This window comes from Pseudomonas cucumis, from assembly GCF_030687935.1.
Lineage (GTDB): Bacteria > Pseudomonadota > Gammaproteobacteria > Pseudomonadales > Pseudomonadaceae > Aquipseudomonas > Aquipseudomonas cucumis.
The window spans coordinates 126,005-144,138 of the sequence record NZ_CP117454.1; the positions used below are offsets into that span (position 1 = coordinate 126,005).

General features: G+C 58.9%; 12 protein-coding genes and 2 rRNA genes. 5 read left to right on the plus strand and 9 right to left on the minus strand.

Annotation, left to right across the window (positions count from 1 at the left end; all coding sequences use genetic code 11):
- Nucleotides 1-48: 48 nt before the first annotated feature.
- Nucleotides 49-164: ribosomal RNA gene (rrf, locus tag PSH97_RS00600) — 5S ribosomal RNA — on the plus strand.
- A gap of 107 nt (nucleotides 165-271) precedes the next feature.
- Nucleotides 272-387 (plus strand): 5S ribosomal RNA (gene rrf / locus PSH97_RS00605).
- Between the two features lie 65 nt (nucleotides 388-452).
- Here rrf (PSH97_RS00605) and PSH97_RS00610 read toward each other — a convergent pair.
- The 4 genes from PSH97_RS00610 to PSH97_RS00625 all read right to left on the minus strand — a co-directional run bounded on the left by PSH97_RS00610 (nucleotide 453) and on the right by PSH97_RS00625 (nucleotide 5,823).
- Nucleotides 453-1,649 carry a PepSY-associated TM helix domain-containing protein gene (locus PSH97_RS00610; protein ID WP_305447686.1) on the minus strand — a complete coding sequence of 399 codons (1,197 nt, stop codon included), beginning with the start codon at nucleotides 1,647-1,649 and terminating at the stop codon, nucleotides 453-455.
- A gap of 70 nt (nucleotides 1,650-1,719) precedes the next feature.
- Nucleotides 1,720-4,221 (minus strand): TonB-dependent siderophore receptor, encoded by a 2,502-nt coding sequence (locus PSH97_RS00615; protein ID WP_305447687.1) that lies wholly within the window; start codon nucleotides 4,219-4,221, stop codon nucleotides 1,720-1,722.
- An 88-nt stretch (nucleotides 4,222-4,309) separates the two neighbouring features.
- A complete protein-coding gene (locus PSH97_RS00620; protein ID WP_305447688.1) occupies nucleotides 4,310-5,323 on the minus strand; it encodes a FecR domain-containing protein in 1,014 nt (337 codons plus the stop codon).
- A complete protein-coding gene (locus PSH97_RS00625; RefSeq protein ID WP_305447689.1) occupies nucleotides 5,323-5,823 on the minus strand; it encodes a sigma-70 family RNA polymerase sigma factor in 501 nt (166 codons plus the stop codon). The genes PSH97_RS00620 and PSH97_RS00625 overlap by 1 nt, the downstream gene beginning before the upstream one ends.
- Before the next feature lie 293 nt (nucleotides 5,824-6,116).
- Between PSH97_RS00625 and PSH97_RS00630 the strand changes: the two genes are divergently transcribed.
- Nucleotides 6,117-7,997 (plus strand): methyl-accepting chemotaxis protein, encoded by a 1,881-nt coding sequence (locus tag PSH97_RS00630; protein WP_305447690.1) that lies wholly within the window; start codon nucleotides 6,117-6,119, stop codon nucleotides 7,995-7,997.
- 135 nt (nucleotides 7,998-8,132) lie between these two features.
- Here PSH97_RS00630 and PSH97_RS00635 read toward each other — a convergent pair whose 3' ends face one another.
- From PSH97_RS00635 to PSH97_RS00655, 5 genes are all read right to left on the minus strand, one after another.
- Nucleotides 8,133-8,600 (minus strand): SRPBCC family protein, encoded by a 468-nt coding sequence (locus PSH97_RS00635; protein WP_305447691.1) that lies wholly within the window; start codon nucleotides 8,598-8,600, stop codon nucleotides 8,133-8,135.
- Between the two features lie 29 nt (nucleotides 8,601-8,629).
- Nucleotides 8,630-12,046: a non-ribosomal peptide synthetase gene (locus PSH97_RS00640; protein ID WP_305447692.1), complete on the minus strand. Its 3,417-nt coding sequence runs from the start codon at nucleotides 12,044-12,046 to the stop codon at nucleotides 8,630-8,632.
- A gap of 13 nt (nucleotides 12,047-12,059) precedes the next feature.
- The gene (locus PSH97_RS00645; RefSeq protein WP_305447693.1) at nucleotides 12,060-12,989 is read right to left on the minus strand and encodes a diiron oxygenase; all 930 of its coding nucleotides are present in this window, start codon (nucleotides 12,987-12,989) and stop codon (nucleotides 12,060-12,062) included.
- A complete protein-coding gene (locus PSH97_RS00650; RefSeq protein ID WP_305447694.1) occupies nucleotides 12,986-13,762 on the minus strand; it encodes a DUF3050 domain-containing protein in 777 nt (258 codons plus the stop codon). The genes PSH97_RS00645 and PSH97_RS00650 overlap by 4 nt, the downstream gene beginning before the upstream one ends.
- Nucleotides 13,763-14,488: 726 nt before the next feature.
- Nucleotides 14,489-15,199, minus strand: a complete 711-nt coding sequence (locus tag PSH97_RS00655) for a GntR family transcriptional regulator (protein WP_305447695.1) — start codon at nucleotides 15,197-15,199, stop codon at nucleotides 14,489-14,491.
- Nucleotides 15,200-15,441: 242 nt separating this feature from the next.
- Here PSH97_RS00655 and lapG point away from each other — a divergent pair, with 242 nt between their 5' ends.
- Nucleotides 15,442-16,134, plus strand: coding sequence for a cysteine protease LapG (lapG, locus tag PSH97_RS00660; RefSeq protein ID WP_105349110.1), 693 nt, complete (start codon nucleotides 15,442-15,444; stop codon nucleotides 16,132-16,134).
- A gap of 14 nt (nucleotides 16,135-16,148) precedes the next feature.
- Entirely contained in the window at nucleotides 16,149-18,095 is a 1,947-nt protein-coding gene (lapD, locus tag PSH97_RS00665; protein WP_305447696.1) for a cyclic di-GMP receptor LapD, read from the plus strand.
- Nucleotides 18,096-18,134 lie beyond the last annotated feature (39 nt).

Here is an 18,134-nt window from a genome sequence, read left to right on the forward strand (position 1 = left end):
ATTCGCTGGAGCGTGAGCCGCAAGGCGAACGAGCTGGCTACCGAATTTCTTGACGACCATAGAGCATTGGAACCACCTGATCCCATCCCGAACTCAGCAGTGAAACGATGCATCGCCGATGGTAGTGTGGGGTTTCCCCATGTGAGAGTAGGTCATCGTCAAGATTAAATTCCGAAACCCCTATCTGCGTATGCAGGTAGGGGTTTTGTTTTAGTAGAAGTCACCGATTTTGCTGGCACGTTACCGCTGTAACGGGCTGGTTACAGAATTTCTTGACGACCATAGAGCATTGGAACCACCTGATCCCATCCCGAACTCAGCAGTGAAACGATGCATCGCCGATGGTAGTGTGGGGTTTCCCCATGTGAGAGTAGGTCATCGTCAAGATTGAATTCCGAAACCCCTGTCTGCTTATGCAGACAGGGGTTTTGTCTTTCTAGGCTATAGAAACCTCAATCCGGTATGGGGCACATCCCGCTCTTACGTGCCTTGCTACTCTTTCGAGCCAGCAACTTGCGCCACCAGATATAGATTCCCGTCACCGACAATACCGCAATCAAAACACCTAGCATCGCGATCATCACTTGCCCGGTGAGCCCAATGATTCGTCCTCCGTGTATCGGTAATTGCAGCCGATAGAAGCGCTCCCCCAAGGTGCCTTGCCCCGCGATTTCCTGCCCCAGTAAACGCCCGTCCGTGCCATGGAAGAACAGCCAGGACTTTCCATGGGCCTCGGTATCATGTTGCCCAAACCCTGCCCCATAAAAGTTGTACTCAAAGCTGTAGTACAACTCTCCGATCGCTGCTGTCAGCCCCAGCCTTTGCCCTTCCTGCAACGCACGTTCATATGCTTGTTGATAACTCAGGCGCGTAACTCCCAGCTCCTCGGCAGGCATGCGTCCGCGGGCCTCGTAAACGCTCGGTTCAATCGGCGAAAACAGTGAAACCGCAGGTTTGAAGACTTGGCTCGGCAGGTTCATGGCGACACTGCTGACAGCGATCGGCAACAGCAATAACCACAGCCACAAACCACCCGCCCGGTGTAGGTCAAAATTCAGCCGATAGGCATGCCCGCCCTTGATCTTCCAGGCCGTCGACCACTTCCTCCAGAACGGTTTCCCGCGTGGAAGCGTCAGCCAAAGCGCAATGAAACAATCGACAACCCAGGCGATCGCGACCAGCCCCATTAACAACAATCCCCAGTTATCCGGCAGGACCAGGTTGTAGTGAAACTCAAGAATGAACGGGATGAAGTTCTCCCGCTGAAAGCAGCATTCTCCCCAGAACCGCTGCCCTTTCTGTTCGCCATTGACCGGGTCCAGATAGAACACCTGATTGGGCTCGGCAAAAGGCTTTCCGGTCGCAGGGTCATTGCGTGGTACCGCAGCCAGCAAAGCGGTATGACCCGGTTCTGACGGGTACTCCATGTACCAGACTTGCAGCCTCGGATGCTCCGCTTGCAGCTTGTCGACCAAGGCACCAGGTGGCAAACGCTGACCTTCGGCAGACGCTGAATAGAACCCCGGATTGAGCCACTCATCCAGCTCATGATTGAACGCCAGAATGCTGCCCGTAATCCCCGCCATCAGCAGAAACAACGCGGTCGCCAAACCGATGTAACGATGAAGTAAAACCAGAAATGCACGCATGGGATTTTCCTGCAGAGACGACAAAGCCAGCCCCTGGATTCAGGGGCTGGCTTTTTTGGATAACGAGTCGTTAGAACTGGTAGCTCACGGTAGCGGCGACATTGCGCTCTTCACCCAGGTAGCAGAAGTTCAGGCTGGCACAGGAGGCCACGTAGGACTCGTTGGTCAGGTTGTTCGCATTCAGACGTACGTCCACGCCCTTCAAACCCACCTTGCCCAGGTCATAGCCGACAGATGCATCGAACAGCGTGTAGGACGGCACCTTTAGGGTGTTTTCCGCATCGGCCCAGCTGTAGCCGACATAACGCACGCCGCCGCCCAGACGCAGGCCATCAAGCGCTGCGCTGTCGAACTTGTAGTCCGCCCACACCGAGGCCATATGACGTGGCGCCTGGGTCGGCGAGTTGCCCTTGTTCTCGATCACGTCGGTTGCGGTGCTCAACGTACTGATCATCGACTTCGAATACTCGATGTCGGTGAAGGTGTAGCTGCCGAGGACTTTCAGGTTATCGGTCAGTTGCATGTGCGCTTCCAGTTCCAGACCCTGGGAGCGGACGGCGCCTACAGCGCGATAGAAGTTTTCCTGCGGTAGTTTGGTCGCCAGGTTTTCCTGATCGATGCGGAACAGCGACGCCGTGAACAAGTTGTCGGTGCCTGGCGGCTGGTATTTCACGCCCACTTCCCACTGGGTGCCATCGGTCGGTGCCAGAGGATTGCCGGCGCTGTCCGCATAGGAATTTGGGTTGAACGACTCGGAGTAGCTGATGTACGGCGCAATACCGTTATCGAACAGGTACAACGCCCCGGCTCGGCCCGTCAGTTTGGTGCGTTCGTCACTGATTTCCGTGCCCACAGGACGTCCCGCTTCAGCCAGCCGATTTTCATCGGAGGTTTCGACCCAGTCCTGACGCAGACCCAAAGAGAAGCGCCACTTATCCATCTCGATCAGGTCTTGCAGGTAGACGCCGGTCTGTTCCAGGCGACGCAGATAGCTGGTCGGGCTGTAGAAGTCGATGGCCGAATTGCCGTAAACCGGATTGAACGCATCGATCGGCGCAAGACCGCCACTGGTCCAGTCGACCACCGTTTTGCGTCGTTGGTAGTCCGCGCCCATCAGCACGGTGTGTTTGGTTGCGCCGGTGAAGAACTCGGCTTGCAGCATGTTATCGACGATAAAGGCGTGGAGCTTTTCGTCGCCGCCAGTGTAATAGCGGTTCAACTCGTTACTGGTGGGTGTGGTCCAGCCATAGGCGTAAACCTGATCGATCTTCACCTTGGAATCGAGATAGCGGAAGTTCTGCCGCGCGGTGAAGACGTCGTTGAAGCGGTGTTCGAACTGATAACCGAAGGACTGTTGATCACGCTGGAAACCATCAATGCCCGGCTCACCTTCGAAGAAGTTTGGAGAGATCCGACTGCCATTGCGCTGATGGATCGTGCCGTCGGCCGGGACGCCGCCGTGATAGCCGCCGTCGGGATCGTGTTGCAGATAAGCTTGCAGCGTCAGCGAGGTATCTTCGGTGAAATCGATGCTCACCGTCGGCGCCAGGGCGAAGCGCTTTTCCTTATTGTGGTCGAACTGTGTGTCGGACTGATCCGCCAACCCTGTCAGGCGATAGGCAATACGCTTGTCATCATCCACCGGCCCGCTGAAGTCGAAACCCATGCCGCGTTGGCCTTGAGTGCCCACCGTGGCTTGAACCTGATGATAGGGCTCATACAACGGTTTTTTGCTGGTCAACGCCACCAGACCGCCCGGCGAGCTACGACCGTAGAGCACCGACGACGGCCCTTTGAGAATATCGACTCGTTCGAGGAAATACGGGTCCACCTGCATGGTGCTGTAGGTGCCGCTGTCGCCCATGGATTTGAGGCCGTCGAGATAGATGTTATCCACCGAGCCGTCGTTGAAACCGCGCATCGCCACGTAGTCATAACGGTGAGTTGCGCCGTAAGGGTTGGTCAGCACGCCGGGGGTGTAGCGCATCGCCTGGGACACGGTTTGCGAGCCTTGGTCGTCCATTTGCTCGCGGGTCACCACGGACACGCTTTGCGAAGTTTCCAGCAGTGCGGTACTGGTCTTGGTGGCGATCTGGCTGTGCGTTGCGTTGTAGCCATCCATGCTGCCCAGCGCATTACCTAGGGCGAAGCCTTTGATGTCGGTGGTAGGCAGTGCGAGGGCTTCGGTTTCAGCGACGGGCCGCAGCACATAGCTGCTGCCATCCTGACTGACGGCAACAAGCCCTGTGCCGTTGAGCAAATGGCTCAACGCTTGATCCGCCGAATAGTCGCCCTGTAATCCCGGCGACTGGAGGCCCTGGGTTTGAGCCGGAGTCGTCGATAGCGTGATGCCCGCCTGACGCGCGAATTGGTTGAGCACATCGCTCAAGGAGCCGGCGGCAATGTTGTAGCGGTGGCTACTGGCTTCGCTGCCCTGTGCTGCGACGCCAAGTGTCGGCAGCAGGCCGACACCCAATGCGGTCGAGAACAGTGTCGCGCGGATGGCGTGGCGCAAGACGCCTGATTCCGCAGCGAAATGGAGAGGGTTCTTACTGATGGCGCGCACAGTCATTGTAGGTTTCCGTAGGAAGTCGCTGAAGGCAGAGTTGAAGTGCTTACTGACTAAGCCGGACTTGTTCGGAAAACCCGCCAAAAATAATTCAGGCCTGTCGCTCCAGCGTCACCCACCAGCGAGTGCGATAGCGCAGTTGTACCGGCAGGGTGTGCGGCAGGATGGCGAGCAGTTTGTCGGTGTCTTCGAGACGGAAAACTCCTGACAGCCGCAAGTGGGCAATGTCCGCCGCGCAGGTTAGATAGCCGGGACGGTAACGTCCGATTTCATTAATGAAATCCCCGAGGCGCATGTTGCGGGTGACGATCAAACCGTCGACCCAGGCGCCGGCATCCATGTCCGGCGGCGGTGCCAACTGCGCTCGATTGCGATCGATCAGATAGCTCTGCCCGGCCTGCACTTGAATCGGCAGGCCTCCGGCGGCCAGTGGCGAATGGATTGCGACCATGCCGCTGGTGACGCTGAGCCGTGTGCAGTCGGTGTCCTGACGAACGATGAAGCGCGCAGCCACCCCTTCGAATACGCCGTGGCGGCTTTGCACCCGCAACGGTCGATCCAACGAAACCCCTTCACTTGCCCCGCCGCACGTTACGATGATCTCGCCGCGAGTCAGTTTGATCAGCCGCTGCTGCGCGGTGTATTCCAGATCCACCGCGCTGGCGGTGTTGAGCTCCAGGCGCGTGCCATCCGGTAACTGGAAACCACGTCGTTCTCCTATGGCGGTGGCGAAGTCGGCGGTCCACTGCTGCCAGCCGATCGTATCTTTGCCTAACCACGCCGCTGAACCCATCAACAACGCGCCCGACAGCAGCTTCAACGCCTGGCGCCGCCCGAGTCCCTGTGCGCTGTTTTCCAAAGTGTTGAAAGCGACTTGAGCGCCGGACACCGCACGCAGATTACTGCTCAACTCGGCTTGCAGGGACTGCACCCGTTGCCAAGCCAGTTCGTGTTCATGCTGTTCCGCCCGCCAGACGTCGCATTGCTGGCGCAGTCTGGGGTTGGTCGCGTTGTTACGCAGGCGCAGCAACCAATGGATGGCTTGTTTGACCACTTGCTGATGCGGCACACCGCGGCGGTTCAGCGCTGAGTTATCCACAGGCATCACGCTTCATACCGCAGCACGTAGCAGTGATACAGCGCGTCGGCCACATAGCGTTCCACTGAGCGTAGGGATAATCCCATGTGTTCGGCGATCTGCTTGTGGGTAAGTCCTTCGCACTGGGCCAGCAGAAACGCCTGACGCACTTTCGGCTTCAGGCCTTCAAGCATGCGGGCGATGCTTTCCAGCAATTCGAGCACCAATGCTTGCGCCTCGGCGCTCGGGGTTTCGGCCTCGGGTAAATGGGCGATGGTTTCCAGGTACGCACGCTCGATTTCCTCACGGCGCCAATGGTCGATCACCAAGCCGCGGGCGATGGTTCGTAGAAAGGCGCGGGGGGCCTTGAGCTCCAGGCGTTCGGTTCTTTGCAGCAGACGAACGAACGTGTCCTGGGCCAGGTCGGCCGCATCGGCCGCATTGCCCAATCGAGCGCGCAGCCACGTATTGAGCCAACCGTGATGACTGCTGTAGAGCGCCTGTACTGCAAACTCAGGTGAGGACATGAACGCGACAGCCTGACGTCACAAATGATAATTAGTCGCATTGTCATCAAGGGTCAGAAAATTTGCAACTGCCGTTCGAGCAACCGTCAACAAACTCTGCTACTCGGGCGCTCTAGCACACCGTTCGGCGGGTATCTGACGAAATCCCTAAGATTTCTGCCACTCGTGCCGACAAGACTGGTGAGACATGCGTGCACCAAAGTAGAGCGGCTCCAGAATGCCGTCTGCGCTGTTACATGGAATGTTGCAAACCCGGAACGCATCCCCACTTTTTGCATAAGAAGTCCCATGAAATGAATCTCAAGTTCAGCCATAAAATCCTGCTGGCCGCTTCAGGCGTCGTGGTGCTGGCTTTTGCGTTGTTCACTTTGTACAACGACTATCTGCAGCGAAACACCATTCGACAAAACCTCGAGTCTTCCGTTGAGCAAGCCGGCGACCTGACCGCCAGCAGCGTGCAGAACTGGATGAGCGGCCGGGTGTTGGTCCTGGAAAACCTCGCGCAGAACGTCGCTCATCAAGGCGCCAATGCCGATCTGCCGGGGCTGGTCGATCAACCCGCCCTTACCTCGAACTTCCAGTTCACCTACGTCGGGCAGGCCAATGGTGTGTTCACCCAGCGCCCTGACGCGAAGATGCCGGACGGCTACGATCCGCGTCAGCGCCCTTGGTACAAACAAGCCGTGGTCGCCGACAAGACCATGCTGACCCCGCCTTACATGGCTGCGGTCGGCGGGTTGGTGGTGACCATCGCCATGCCGGTGAAAAAGCAAGGCGAACTGCTGGGCGTTGTCGGCGGCGACCTGAGTCTGGAAACCCTGGTGAAGATCATCAACTCGGTGGACTTCGGTGGCATCGGTCACGCGTTCCTCGTCAGCGCCGACGGTCAAGTGATCGTCAGTCCGGACAAGGATCAGGTGATGAAGAACCTGAAAGACATCTATCCGGGTTCCAGTGTCCGCATCGAGAAAGGCATCCAGGAAGTAGAACTGAACAAGTCGGACCGCATCCTCTCGTTCGCACCGGTGAGTGGTTTGCCGAATGCCGAGTGGTACATCGGTCTGTCGATCGACAAGGCCAAGGCCTACGCACCACTGAGCCAGTTCCGCACCTCGGCGCTGATCGCAATGTTCATCGCCGTGACGGCCATTGCGGTGCTGCTGAGTCTGCTGATCAGCGTGCTGATGCGTCCGCTGACCACGATGGGCCGTGCGATGCAGGATATCGCTCAGGGCGAGGGCGACCTGACCCGTCGTCTGGTCGTAGAAAGCAAAGACGAGTTCGGCGAGTTGGGCGGCTCCTTCAACCAGTTCGTGGAGCGGATTCACGCGTCGATCTCCGAAGTGTCCTCGGCGACCCGTCAGGTTCATGACCTGTCGCAACGGGTGATGGCATCGTCCAACGCTTCGATCATCGGCTCCGACGAACAAAGCGCTCGCACCAACAGCGTGGCCGCGGCGATCAACCAATTGGGCGCCGCCACCCAGGAAATCGCCCGCAACGCCGCCGATGCTTCGCAACACGCCAGCGGCGCGAGCGAGCAGGCTGATGACGGTCGTCAGGTGGTGGAAAAAACCATTCTGGCCATGACCGAACTGTCGCAGAAAATCAGCCTGTCCTGCACGCAGATCGAAACCCTGAACGCGAGCACCGACAACATCGGCCACATTCTGGATGTGATCAAAGGCATCTCCCAGCAGACCAATTTGCTGGCGCTCAACGCGGCCATCGAAGCGGCCCGTGCCGGTGAGGCCGGTCGTGGTTTTGCGGTGGTGGCGGACGAGGTGCGTAACCTTGCTCATCGCACCCAGGAGTCGGCGGAAGAGATCCACAAGATGATCAGCTCGCTGCAGATTGGTTCTCGCGAAGCGGTGACCACCATGAACGCCAGTCAGGTGTCCAGCGAACAGAGCGTCGAAGTGGCGAACCAGGCCGGCCTGCGACTGGTCAGCGTGACCCAGCGCATCGGCGAAATCGACGGCATGAACCAATCGGTAGCCGCGGCGACCGAAGAGCAGACCGCCGTGGTGGAAACCCTCAACGTCGACGTTAATCAGATCAACCTGTTGAACCAGCAGAGCGTGGCCAACCTCAACGAAACATTGAAGGATTGCGATGCGCTCTCCCAGCAGGCCAATCGGTTGAAGCAACTGGTTGATAGCTTCAAGATTTGATCAAGGTCAGTTGAACCGCGTTATCGTTCAATCGCGGGCAAGCCCGCTCCCACAGGGGATGTGTGTACGACACAAACCATGTGGGAGCGGGCTTGCCCGCGATAGCGGTAGATCAGTCACCGCCGAACCGAAGCCTTACACAAACAGCTTCAACACATTCCCCATCGCATCATCGGCAAACCCCTGAACAAAATCCTTGAACCCCGGCAGGGCTTCGGTGCCGCCCTGGGCCGGTTCGGCGATGATGGTCCAGGTCGCCCGCGACTTGCCTGTGCCCAAGGACTCAACACTCATCGCCGCCCACAAATTGGCCACGCCCAGTGTGTTGTAGATCGTCGTCCAGGTCATGTTCAGTGCCTGGTCGTCTCGGGAGTTGAGCTGCTCGACCACCAGGTTGCCGTCCTTGAAGAATTTCTTGCGCAGCGACGACACGCCGTCGCCCGTCATCTCGATGTGCGACAGCGCCGGAATGAATCGGTCGAAGCCGGCAAAGTTACCGACCACTGCCCAGACTTGCGCCGCATCGGCCGGTACTTCTACCGAAGACACGACGTGGCAGCCGTGAGGATTTTTGATCAGGGTATCGGGTTGCAGAGTTTTCATGGTTTTGCTCCGTGCAGGGTCAGGGTGAATCAGATGAAGTTGATTTCTTTGAGGTAGTCGCAGCCACGTCGCAGCAGCGCCGGGGATTTTTCCGGGTAGTGCGCGCCCATCTGCCGGACGCCGGCCTGGGCGTTGTCATGGCCGATCATTGAGATGTCGCCGATGTCTTCTTCGAAGCCGTTGAGGTAGAAACCCAGCACGCCAAACAGCGCGTTATCGCTGTCGACGCGGCCCAGTTGCTGCTGCCAGTCGGCGACGCTGACCATGGCGAACTCCCGACCGGCCTCGCGAAATGACGCCACGTAGCAATCCCAGCTCAGGGGTTCGGGGTTGTGCAGGTTGAACACCGCTTTTTCGGCCTGGTAACGGCTGGCATGGAAGGCGATGAAACGGGCAAGAAAATCCACCGGCATCAGGTCGAAATTCAGCGCGAACTCCGGCACCTGGCCGAGCTGGATCGAGCCCTTGAGCATCAGCATCAAGCGATTCTTATGGGGCTGGCAGACGCCGGTGAGGCTGTTGAAACTGATGTTGCCGGGGCGATAAAGATTGACCCGCACCCCACGCTCCCGCGCCCGTTCGAGGATCCGCTCGCCGACCCATTTAGACAGGTTGTAGCCGTTCTTGATGTAGATCGGCGGTGTCCGCGCGGCAGGCAGTTCCAGCACCCGGCCATCGTCGGAAATCGTGCTGGACGCCGAGAGCGTCGAAACGAAGTTGAAGATCTTCTTGCTGCGCCCTTCACACAAACGCAGGCACTCGAAAATCGGCTCGACGTTGTCCCGCGCCAACGACTCGTAATCGAGGACGTGATTCACGTTGGCGGCGTTGTGCACCAGCGCACCGAACTCTCGGTCCAGTCGTTGGTAAACATCTTCGCTGAGCCCCAGTTGCGGGCGCGTGATGTCTGCTGCGTAAACCCGCACCCGGCTCAGGTCCAGATGCTCCAGGCGGTTTTCCCGCAACGCATCCGCGAAGCGTTGCGCCGCCGATTGCCCACCGCCATCGCGCACCAGGCATGCCACTTCGCTGGCGCCCCAGGCCAGCAGCGCCTCGACGATATGAACACCGACAAAGCTGTTGGCGCCGGTGACGATCACCTTGTGCACATCGCCCATTCGGCTGATCGACAACGGCTCGATGTCCAGTTCGCGAAAGGCATCGGTCAGGGCTTTTTCGCTCAGCACTTCCTCGGTCCCGGAGCCGCGTACCAACGTCGCCAGCTTCGCAATCGTCGGCAGCTCGATGAAGCGGTTGATCGAGATGCTGCGGCCGAACTCTTCACGCAAACGCAGGAGCATGCGCGACAGCAGGATCGAGTGCCCGCCGAGGTTAAAGAAACTTTCGTCGGTGGAGATGTCGCTGGCGGGCAGTTCCAGCAGCTCGGCCCAGATCTCCAGCAACAGCGCTTCATCGGCGCTGGTGGGCAAACGCCGCGGGCTGTTTTCGGTCACGTTGACGGGCAGTTCCAGCAGCGCTTTGCGGTCGACCTTGCCGTTGCTGGCGAACGGCATGCTCGCCAGTTCGGTCCATGCGGTCGGCTGCATGTAGTCCGGCAGAAACTGCATCGCGTGGGCTTTCAAGGCTTCGCGAGCAGCACCGGGTTGTTCTTCCTGAGGCTGGGCGAGAAAGGCCAGAATCCGTCGGTGACGGTCGATGACCACCGCCACCTGACGGTACAGCTGGCTGTCGCGCAGGCAGCGTTCGATCTCTTCGGGCTCGACCCGAAAGCCGCGAATCTTCACCTGATTGTCTCGCCGTCCGCACAGTTCGATGCCGTCGCGGGTCCACTTGGCCATGTCGCCGGTGCGATACGCGCGCAGGCTCTGGCCATTTGGCAGGCTCAGGTTCAGATAACGTTCGGCAGTCTGCTGCGGGTTGTTCAGGTAACCCAGGCACACCCCCGGGCCGACGATGTACAACTCACCGACGGTTTGCTCGGTTACCGGTTGGAAGTCCTCATCGAGGATCAGCACCTGACTGTTGGCAATCGGTGCGCCGAGGGTCCGGTTGTTGTCGCCGGTGCGTAGTTGCCGCGCGGTGATCAGCACCGTGGCTTCGGTCGGGCCATAGAGATTGTAGAGATTGCCTTGGCGGGTCAGTTGCTCGATCACGTAGGGTTCGCAAACATCGCCCCCGGTCATCACATGATCGAGGATTTGCAACTGATCCAGCGGCAGGATGCTCAAAAGCGCCGGCGGTAAAAAGGCATGGCTGAGTCGTTGGTGGCGGATCAGTTCGACCAGTTGCAGCGGGTCGCGACGTTGGTCCTCGTTGGGCACGATCAGCTCGGCGCCCTGAAGCAGTGTCGGGAAAATATCGATCAGCGACGAGTCGAAACTCAACGATGAAAACTGCAGCGCCCGACTCTGTTCCGTCAGCTGCACGTAATCGGCGTACCACGCGGTGAAGTGCGCGAGGTTGGCCTGGCTGAGTAACACGCCTTTGGGGTGCCCCGTGGTACCCGAGGTATAGAGCGCCATGCACGGCGCGTCGAGATCAGGTCGTTGGCACATCAAGGGTTGATCGAGATTCGCATCGCCGATGTCGATGCGGCTGATGTCCAGCCCCGGCATCGTCTCACTGAGCGGATGTTCTCCGTCATGCAGCAACAACACCGCGCCGGCGTTTTCCAGAATGTACTGCTGACGTTGCAGCGGATGGCTTGGCTCCAGCGGCAGGTACACCGCGCCGCTGCCCAGGATCGCCAGAATACCCGCATACAACGCGCTGCATTTTGGCAGGCAGATCCCGACCACCAACGGTCCTTGATGCTGATCGAGCAATGGTTGCAAACGCTGCTGGATGGCGCGGCTGTGGGCGTGCAATTGCCGATAGCTCAGAACCGAGCCGAAGATGTTCAGCGCCGGCCGCTCGGCCGACTGGATGAAGCGCTGTTCAAGCCGCTCGATCATCGGAATCTGGCCGAGTTGCAGCAACCCTGGTTCAGCCGTGGTGTTGAGCTGATGGATGAAGGCCAGATGCTCTAAAAACAGCAGATTCTCCACCTGCTTGAAGTGCGCGGGAATTGGAGGGTCGACGAGAAGAAAATACTCGGCATCCCGGGAGAAGCGGCTGACCAGCAATGCCACGTGATCGACCAGATCGGCCACCGCTCGCAGGCGCAATGCCTGGCCATTACCGGACAGTTCTTCGGCGACTGGCACGCGACTTAGCTGCATCGAGTTGTATGCGCACAGCAGGTCCAATGCTGGCAGGCCTGAGGTGCCCGGCACGCCGATACCCAGCTGCAGCGTCAGGCGCGGTGCATCGCCAAAGCCCTGAAACGGCAGGCTTGCATCGTCGATCAGCAAATCAAACGTGCTGGGCGGCAGCGCCTCCAGATTCACAAGTCGCGCCAGTGAATGACCGTGTTGTTCAAGTTCCAGCGCCAGGTCGGTCAGGACCTGGCTTTGCCCAATGAGCAAAATATCGAGACGTCTCATGATGTTCTCCTCGTTAAACCAGGTAGTCGCTCAGGGCGCTTTGTACGCACGGTGAATCGAGCAGCGAACTGCTGCGAAAAAACCGCACGATGTTGGCGACCAGCGGGTGATGGCGATTGATCGGGAAGGCCAGCCCCGACACTTCGCTCTTGAGTGCCCGGCGCGCCACGTCGCTGATCTGCAAGGCGTCGATCAGGCGGAAGTCGAAGGACTTCTGAATGTCGTTGGTCAGGTAATGGCTGATAAACACCGGGAGGATTTGCGCGATGCACTGGCGATCGTTTTCGCTTGCGGTGTGCCAATAGATGCGCACCAACCGCGACCAGAACCCGGAGTGGCGACCCTCGTCGAGCAAGTGGTCGGCCATCAGGCCCTTGATCGATTGCTTGACCGTGTCGTCCTTGGCGAATGCCGCCACATCGCCGGTCACGGTGTTCTCGGCGATGGCCACGCAGATCAGCTCCACGGCGCTGCGCAGGTGTTCCGGTGCGAGCGCCACGGCCGCCGGGATAGCGCGGCTCAGTTCGATTTCATCGGGCAACTCGATCGGCACGATGCCGGTCATGGCGACGGTTTGCTGCATGAAATCCATGGCCACCAGGGCGTGGTAATCCTCGTCCACCACCACGGTCATGGCGTCGTAGCGACAGGCGAACGGGAACCCCACGCTGAAGCGGTTTTTGGCGATGCTGCGAGCGGTCTTGTCGACGATCTCGGTTTCGAAAATCACCACGTCGTTGATGAACTTGTAGAGCGTCTGCACCAAGGCGAAGTCCCGTTGTTCCGGGCATTCGCGCAGGAAGGTTTCACTCAGCACCAGCGGCTGACGGCTCAACGGATAGATCAGTTTGTCGTCGTTCTCCAGTACGCGCCGGGGACGGGTGCGAATGGTGGCGCGACTCTCCCAGGCGTCGGCGAAGGATTGGTAGTCGGCGGCGTTCATGCGTTCACCTCCGCCACCGGTTCGCTCATGCTCAGGCGCAAGCCGTCCCACAGGGCGATGCGGCTTTCCACGGCGGCAATGGCGCTGGCGTAGACGTCTTCTTCGCGCTGCGGATCGCCATCGACCAGGCGGGCGAGGAGTTTTTCCGCCGCCGGGCCATGGTCTTCGGAGTCGACTTCGATGTGCCGTTCCAGGTAGTAACGGAAGGTCGGCGCCTGTTCGATGCCGATGCCCCAGTCGTCGAGAATCCGCTGGAACATCTGCGGGATGACACTCTCGCGGCCATGCAGAAACGCCGCCGCCACACTGTGCCCTGGTGCATGCATCGCGGTGTGCAGGGTATGGCGCACGAACTGCGCGGCCGCCGGGTCGACGTCGACGCTTTGCAGTGCCACGTCGTAGCTCACGCCTTCTTTTTGCAGCGCCACGAAGCGTTCGACAGGGCCCGTGCTTGCACCGACTTCGCGCATCGCATCCAGGTACAACTCGAAATGGCTGTAATGACCTTGAGCCGGACGATCATCAGACTCTTCACCGAGCACGATTTCATTGATCAACCGCGCAGCCTGAGGATCTCGCGGCGGCAGCCAGGGCAGCTGGACGCAGGTCAGTTCCTGTTGCAGGCGCTTGGTCAGCGACATGAAATCCCACACCGCAAATACATGGGTTTCCATAAAGCGTTGAAGGACCGATAACGAATGTATTTCAGAGAAGATCGGGTGCGCACTAAGTTCTGCTTTCTTCTGGTTGAGACGATCTTTAGTCGGTTTCATGAGCGAGCCTATAAGTGATCTGGAATACTGTTGAGGGTGGTTGCTTAATGTTTTTTATTGGCGAACGGGGGCCTCAATTGAATTGATGTTTTTCTGGTGTTTAATCACTAAGTAGTACTGGGTGTCCCGTGTTTACGGGCGGCGGAGAAAAACTAATACAGGAATAAAGTGTCGGGCAAGTCATTTTTTTATTAATTTAAAGTTTAACTTTTTCGAGCGTGACAAGTTCCAATAAGACTTTTGTATTAAGTTTTATTTTGGCGTAGTTGCTCCTTTCGGCTTATATAGGCCAAAATTTAAATAAAGAGTGAATGCCTCACTCAAAGCAACTTTCTACTGGGTTCGTTGATGTGATCTGAGAGGGTGGAAGTTGGCTGGGAATGACGCCGGTTCTTCCTTTCCCGTGGCAAGACTCCTTCCGTAGGTTCTTGGTGCGTCGACTGCTCCGCAGGTGCGGTGCGTCGCCCGTCATTATTCGTTGGCAGCTCAAGAGTGAGCGTAATTCACGGCGGTCGCTATCACCCCTGCATGATCTGATAGGGGCAAATGTCGGGTTTAAGGGGAGCAGGGGCTTTGGGGCGGGGGGCAGGAAGTCGCTGCACACCGGTCCGGTGTGAACGAAAGGGGATTTGTAAGCAGATTTGTTCGTCGACCCATCCAGGTGCGGATCAGCGCAATAGCGACAGCGAGCCGCTCAATGGGCTCGCTCGGGGCTGTCGCTGCGGGTTACTTCGAGGATTTCCTGCGCTGTGGCTCAGAGCTTTCGAGGTAGCGGGTGATGACTTCGACACCCCGGTTGAGGTGGTTTTCGAGCAACGTCACCGAGCGCTCGACGTCTCGCTCTTCGGCGGCTCGCAACAATGCTCGGTGATCTTCCTGGGACAGTTTGCCCAGGCCCATGGCTTCCAGATTGAAGCGCAGGAAGCGCTCCTCTTCGTTCAACCCGTCTTCGACGAGTCTCAACAGACGCTGGTTGGGGGCCTTGTTGTAAAGCGCCATGTGGAACAAGCGATTGAGCCGGCCGATCTCGGTGTAGTCGTGTTCCGTTTCCAACTCGTCGATATAGCGCGCCGCCTGTTCGAAATCGGCGGCTTCAAGCAGGGGGATCGACCGACGCAGGGCTTCGGACTCCAGCAGGATTCGCAGCTCATAGGTTTCTGCTGCATCGCCCTGGACCAACGGTGCAACCACCGCCCCTTTATGGGCGATGACGTTGAGCAGCGATTGCGCTTCGAGCTGGCGCAACGCTTCGCGCACCGGCATGCGGCTGACGCCGAACAGGTCGGCGAGGTCTTGCTGACGCAGGGCGATGCCACAAGGAATGCGACCGTCGAGAATCGCCGCGCGCAAGGTTTCTTCGATTACCGAGCGCGCCAGATGGGCGGGAATCGGCCCGTTGACCTTGATGCTGCTGAGAGGGTTGGGCTTCTGTGTCACAACAAACGCACCCTGTTTGGCTGAAATATTTGGATCCAAATGGACACTAGAGACTGCCTGACGGGTTGTCAAACAGACAAAAGTCGAAAACTCGCTGCCTTCGGCAGCTCCTACGATCTTTTTATTGCTCCCACCATTCAAAGTTTAGCGCGTCGCCGGTGATCTCACCGTGCCATTGTCTTTTAGCAGACTAACCTTCACCATCAAGCAGATTTCCATCTGCCTGACCTGGATACCTCGCATTGGCGATACGTTTCGCGATCCCTCGGACTTTGCGCTGGCTAGGCTGCGCACTGCTGCTGGCCGGTGTCATGCTGGGCGGGCTGCATGCCGACTGGGATTTTTCGCTGATCAGCCGTCGCGCGCAGGCATTGTACGGGCCTTTGGGTGAAGGGCGGCAGCGCATCGATGCCTGGCAGCAATTGCTGGCCACGCAAAAGCAGGTTGGCGAGCTGGAACAGCTCAACGTGGTCAACCGGTTCTTCAACAAGCAGATGCGTTATGAAGAAGACATCGACCTGTGGCACGAGGTCGATTATTGGGAAACTCCGATCGAAGCCTTGTGGAAGGGCGCCGGCGATTGCGAAGACTACGCTATCGCCAAGTATTTCAGCCTGCGCCACCTCGGTGTCTCCAGTGACAAGCTGCGCATTACCTACGTCAAGGCTTTACGCTTGAACCGTGCGCACATGGTGCTGACCTACTACTCAAGCCCAGAGGCCATGCCTTTGGTACTCGACAGCCTGGTCGACGCGATCAAGCCTGCGAACCAGCGAACCGATTTGCTGCCGGTCTACTCTTTCAATGCCGAAGGGCTGTGGTTGCCGGGAGCCAAAGGCAACAAGAAGGTCGGAGATACCAAACGCCTGTCCCGCTGGCAGGATGTATTGAAGAAAATGCAGGCCGAAGGATTCCCGGTCGAGACGACTAACTAGGAGCACGCGCTCAGATGTCTTTGTTCAAACAGCTGTTGATCGCTATCTGTCTGTTCCTGGTGGTCGCCTTCACCGGCAGCTTCATGGTCAGTCTGGAAAGCTCGCGCACCCAGTACGTCAACCAGTTGCGCTCCCATGCCCAGGACGCCGCGACGGCATTGGCGTTGTCCCTGACGCCGAACATCGACGACCCGGCGATGGTCGAGTTGCTGGTCAGTTCGATCTTCGACAGCGGTTATTACGCGAGCATCCGCGTGGTTGATCTGGCCAACGACAAGACAATTGTCGAGCGCAGCGGCATCCCGGCGGTCACCAACGTGCCGGACTGGTTCGTCAAACTGATCGGCCTGGAACCGGCCGGTGGCGACGCGCTTGTCAGCCGTGGCTGGGAGCAGGCCGCGCGGGTCGAGGTGGTTAGCCATCCGATGTTCGCGTTGGCCAAGCTATGGCAGAGCGCATTGGGCAGCCTCGGCTGGTTGCTGATCTGCGGCGCGGTGAGTGCGGTGCTGGGCGCGCTGTTGCTGCGCCGGCAACTGAAGCCGCTGGATTACATGGTCAAGCAATCCCATGCCATCGCTCGCCGGGAATTTCTCAGCCTGCCGGAGTTGCCGCGCACCCCCGAACTGCGTCGCGTGGTGCAGGCCATGAACCAGATGGTCGAGAAGCTCAAGGCGCTATTCCAGGAGCAGGCTGAACGCAGTGAAAAACTGCGGGCCGAATCCTATCAGGACAACCTGACCGGCCTGGCCAACCGGCGCTATTTCGAGATGCAATTGAACGCGCGAGTGAGCAATCCCGAGCAGGCCAGCTCCGGCTATTTGCTGTTGTTGCGGGTCAAGGACCTCGCGGGTCTGAACCAGCGCCTGGGTGGTCAGCGCACCGATCAATTGTTGAAAGCGGTGGGCGAACAGTTGTCCCGTGAGTGCGCCAAGTACCCGGAAACCCAGAACCTCGTCACGCGCATTCGAGGCGGTGAATTCGCCGTGCTGGCGCCGGGGCTGGTGCGCGAGGAAGCACTGCAACTGGCAAGCAACCTTGAGAGTGCCCTGACCAGCCTGCATGCGACGGGCGCCACGGACGTGTCGTCGGTGGCTTCGATCGGGTTGGCGCCGTTTGCCCAGGGTGACTCGCCGCAAGCGGTGATCGGGTTGGCGGATCAGGCACTGGCCCAGGCGGAAAGTCAGGGCGAGCCGAGCTGGGCGTGCCTCGATCAGGGCGCGCCGGCCCGGGTTGGTGACGATCATCATGCCTGGCACACGTTGCTGGATCAGGCGTTGGATCAGCAGCGTTTCGAACTGTACTTCCAGCCGGTGGTGGCGAGCCACGACACGCAGGTGGTGCTGCATTACAAAGTGCTATCGCGCCTGCTCGATGAACAGGACCGGACCATTCCCGCCGGGCGTTTCCTGCCATGGCTCGCGCGTTTCGGCTGGACTGCGCGGCTGGACCGTTTGATGCTGGAACTGGTGCTTGAGCAGATGGCCGACCATGAAGAGTCGCTGGCGCTGAACCTGTCTTCGGCGACCCTGGCGGATCCGCAGGCGTTGAACAAAGTGTTCGACATCCTGCGTCAGCATTCGAATCTCGGGGAACGACTGACCCTGGAAATCGGCGAAGAGCAATTGCCCGAGCAAGCGGTGCTGGAACAGCTGACGCGGCGTTTGCGTGAACTTGGGTTCTCGCTGAGCCTGCAGCGCTTTGGTGGGCGTTTCAGCATGATCGGCAACCTGGCGCGGCTGGGATTGGCGTACCTGAAAATCGACGGCAGTTACATCCGGGCGATTGATCAGGAGAGCGATAAACGCCTGTTCATCGAGGCGATTCAGCGGGCGGCGCACAGCATTGATTTGCCGTTGATTGCCGAGCGGGTCGAGACCGAAGGGGAGTTGTTGGTGATTCGTGAGATGGGGTTGTATGGGGTTCAGGGGCAGTTGTTTGGTGAGCCTAGGCCTTGGCGGTGAGGCTGCTGCCGTCATCGCGGGCAAGCCCGCTCCCACAGA

Coding starts and splice junctions, on each gene's coding strand:
- PSH97_RS00630 (WP_305447690.1), top strand. CDS start 6,117: ATGAATCTCAAGTTCAGCCATAAAATCCTGCTGGCCGCTTCAGGCGTC.
- PSH97_RS00610 (WP_305447686.1), bottom strand. CDS start 1,649: ATGCGTGCATTTCTGGTTTTACTTCATCGTTACATCGGTTTGGCGACC.
- PSH97_RS00650 (WP_305447694.1), bottom strand. CDS start 13,762: ATGAAACCGACTAAAGATCGTCTCAACCAGAAGAAAGCAGAACTTAGT.
- PSH97_RS00620 (WP_305447688.1), bottom strand. CDS start 5,323: ATGCCTGTGGATAACTCAGCGCTGAACCGCCGCGGTGTGCCGCATCAG.
- PSH97_RS00615 (WP_305447687.1), bottom strand. CDS start 4,221: ATGACTGTGCGCGCCATCAGTAAGAACCCTCTCCATTTCGCTGCGGAA.
- lapD (WP_305447696.1), top strand. CDS start 16,149: ATGTCTTTGTTCAAACAGCTGTTGATCGCTATCTGTCTGTTCCTGGTG.
- PSH97_RS00635 (WP_305447691.1), bottom strand. CDS start 8,600: ATGAAAACTCTGCAACCCGATACCCTGATCAAAAATCCTCACGGCTGC.
- PSH97_RS00640 (WP_305447692.1), bottom strand. CDS start 12,046: ATGAGACGTCTCGATATTTTGCTCATTGGGCAAAGCCAGGTCCTGACC.
- PSH97_RS00645 (WP_305447693.1), bottom strand. CDS start 12,989: ATGAACGCCGCCGACTACCAATCCTTCGCCGACGCCTGGGAGAGTCGC.
- PSH97_RS00625 (WP_305447689.1), bottom strand. CDS start 5,823: ATGTCCTCACCTGAGTTTGCAGTACAGGCGCTCTACAGCAGTCATCAC.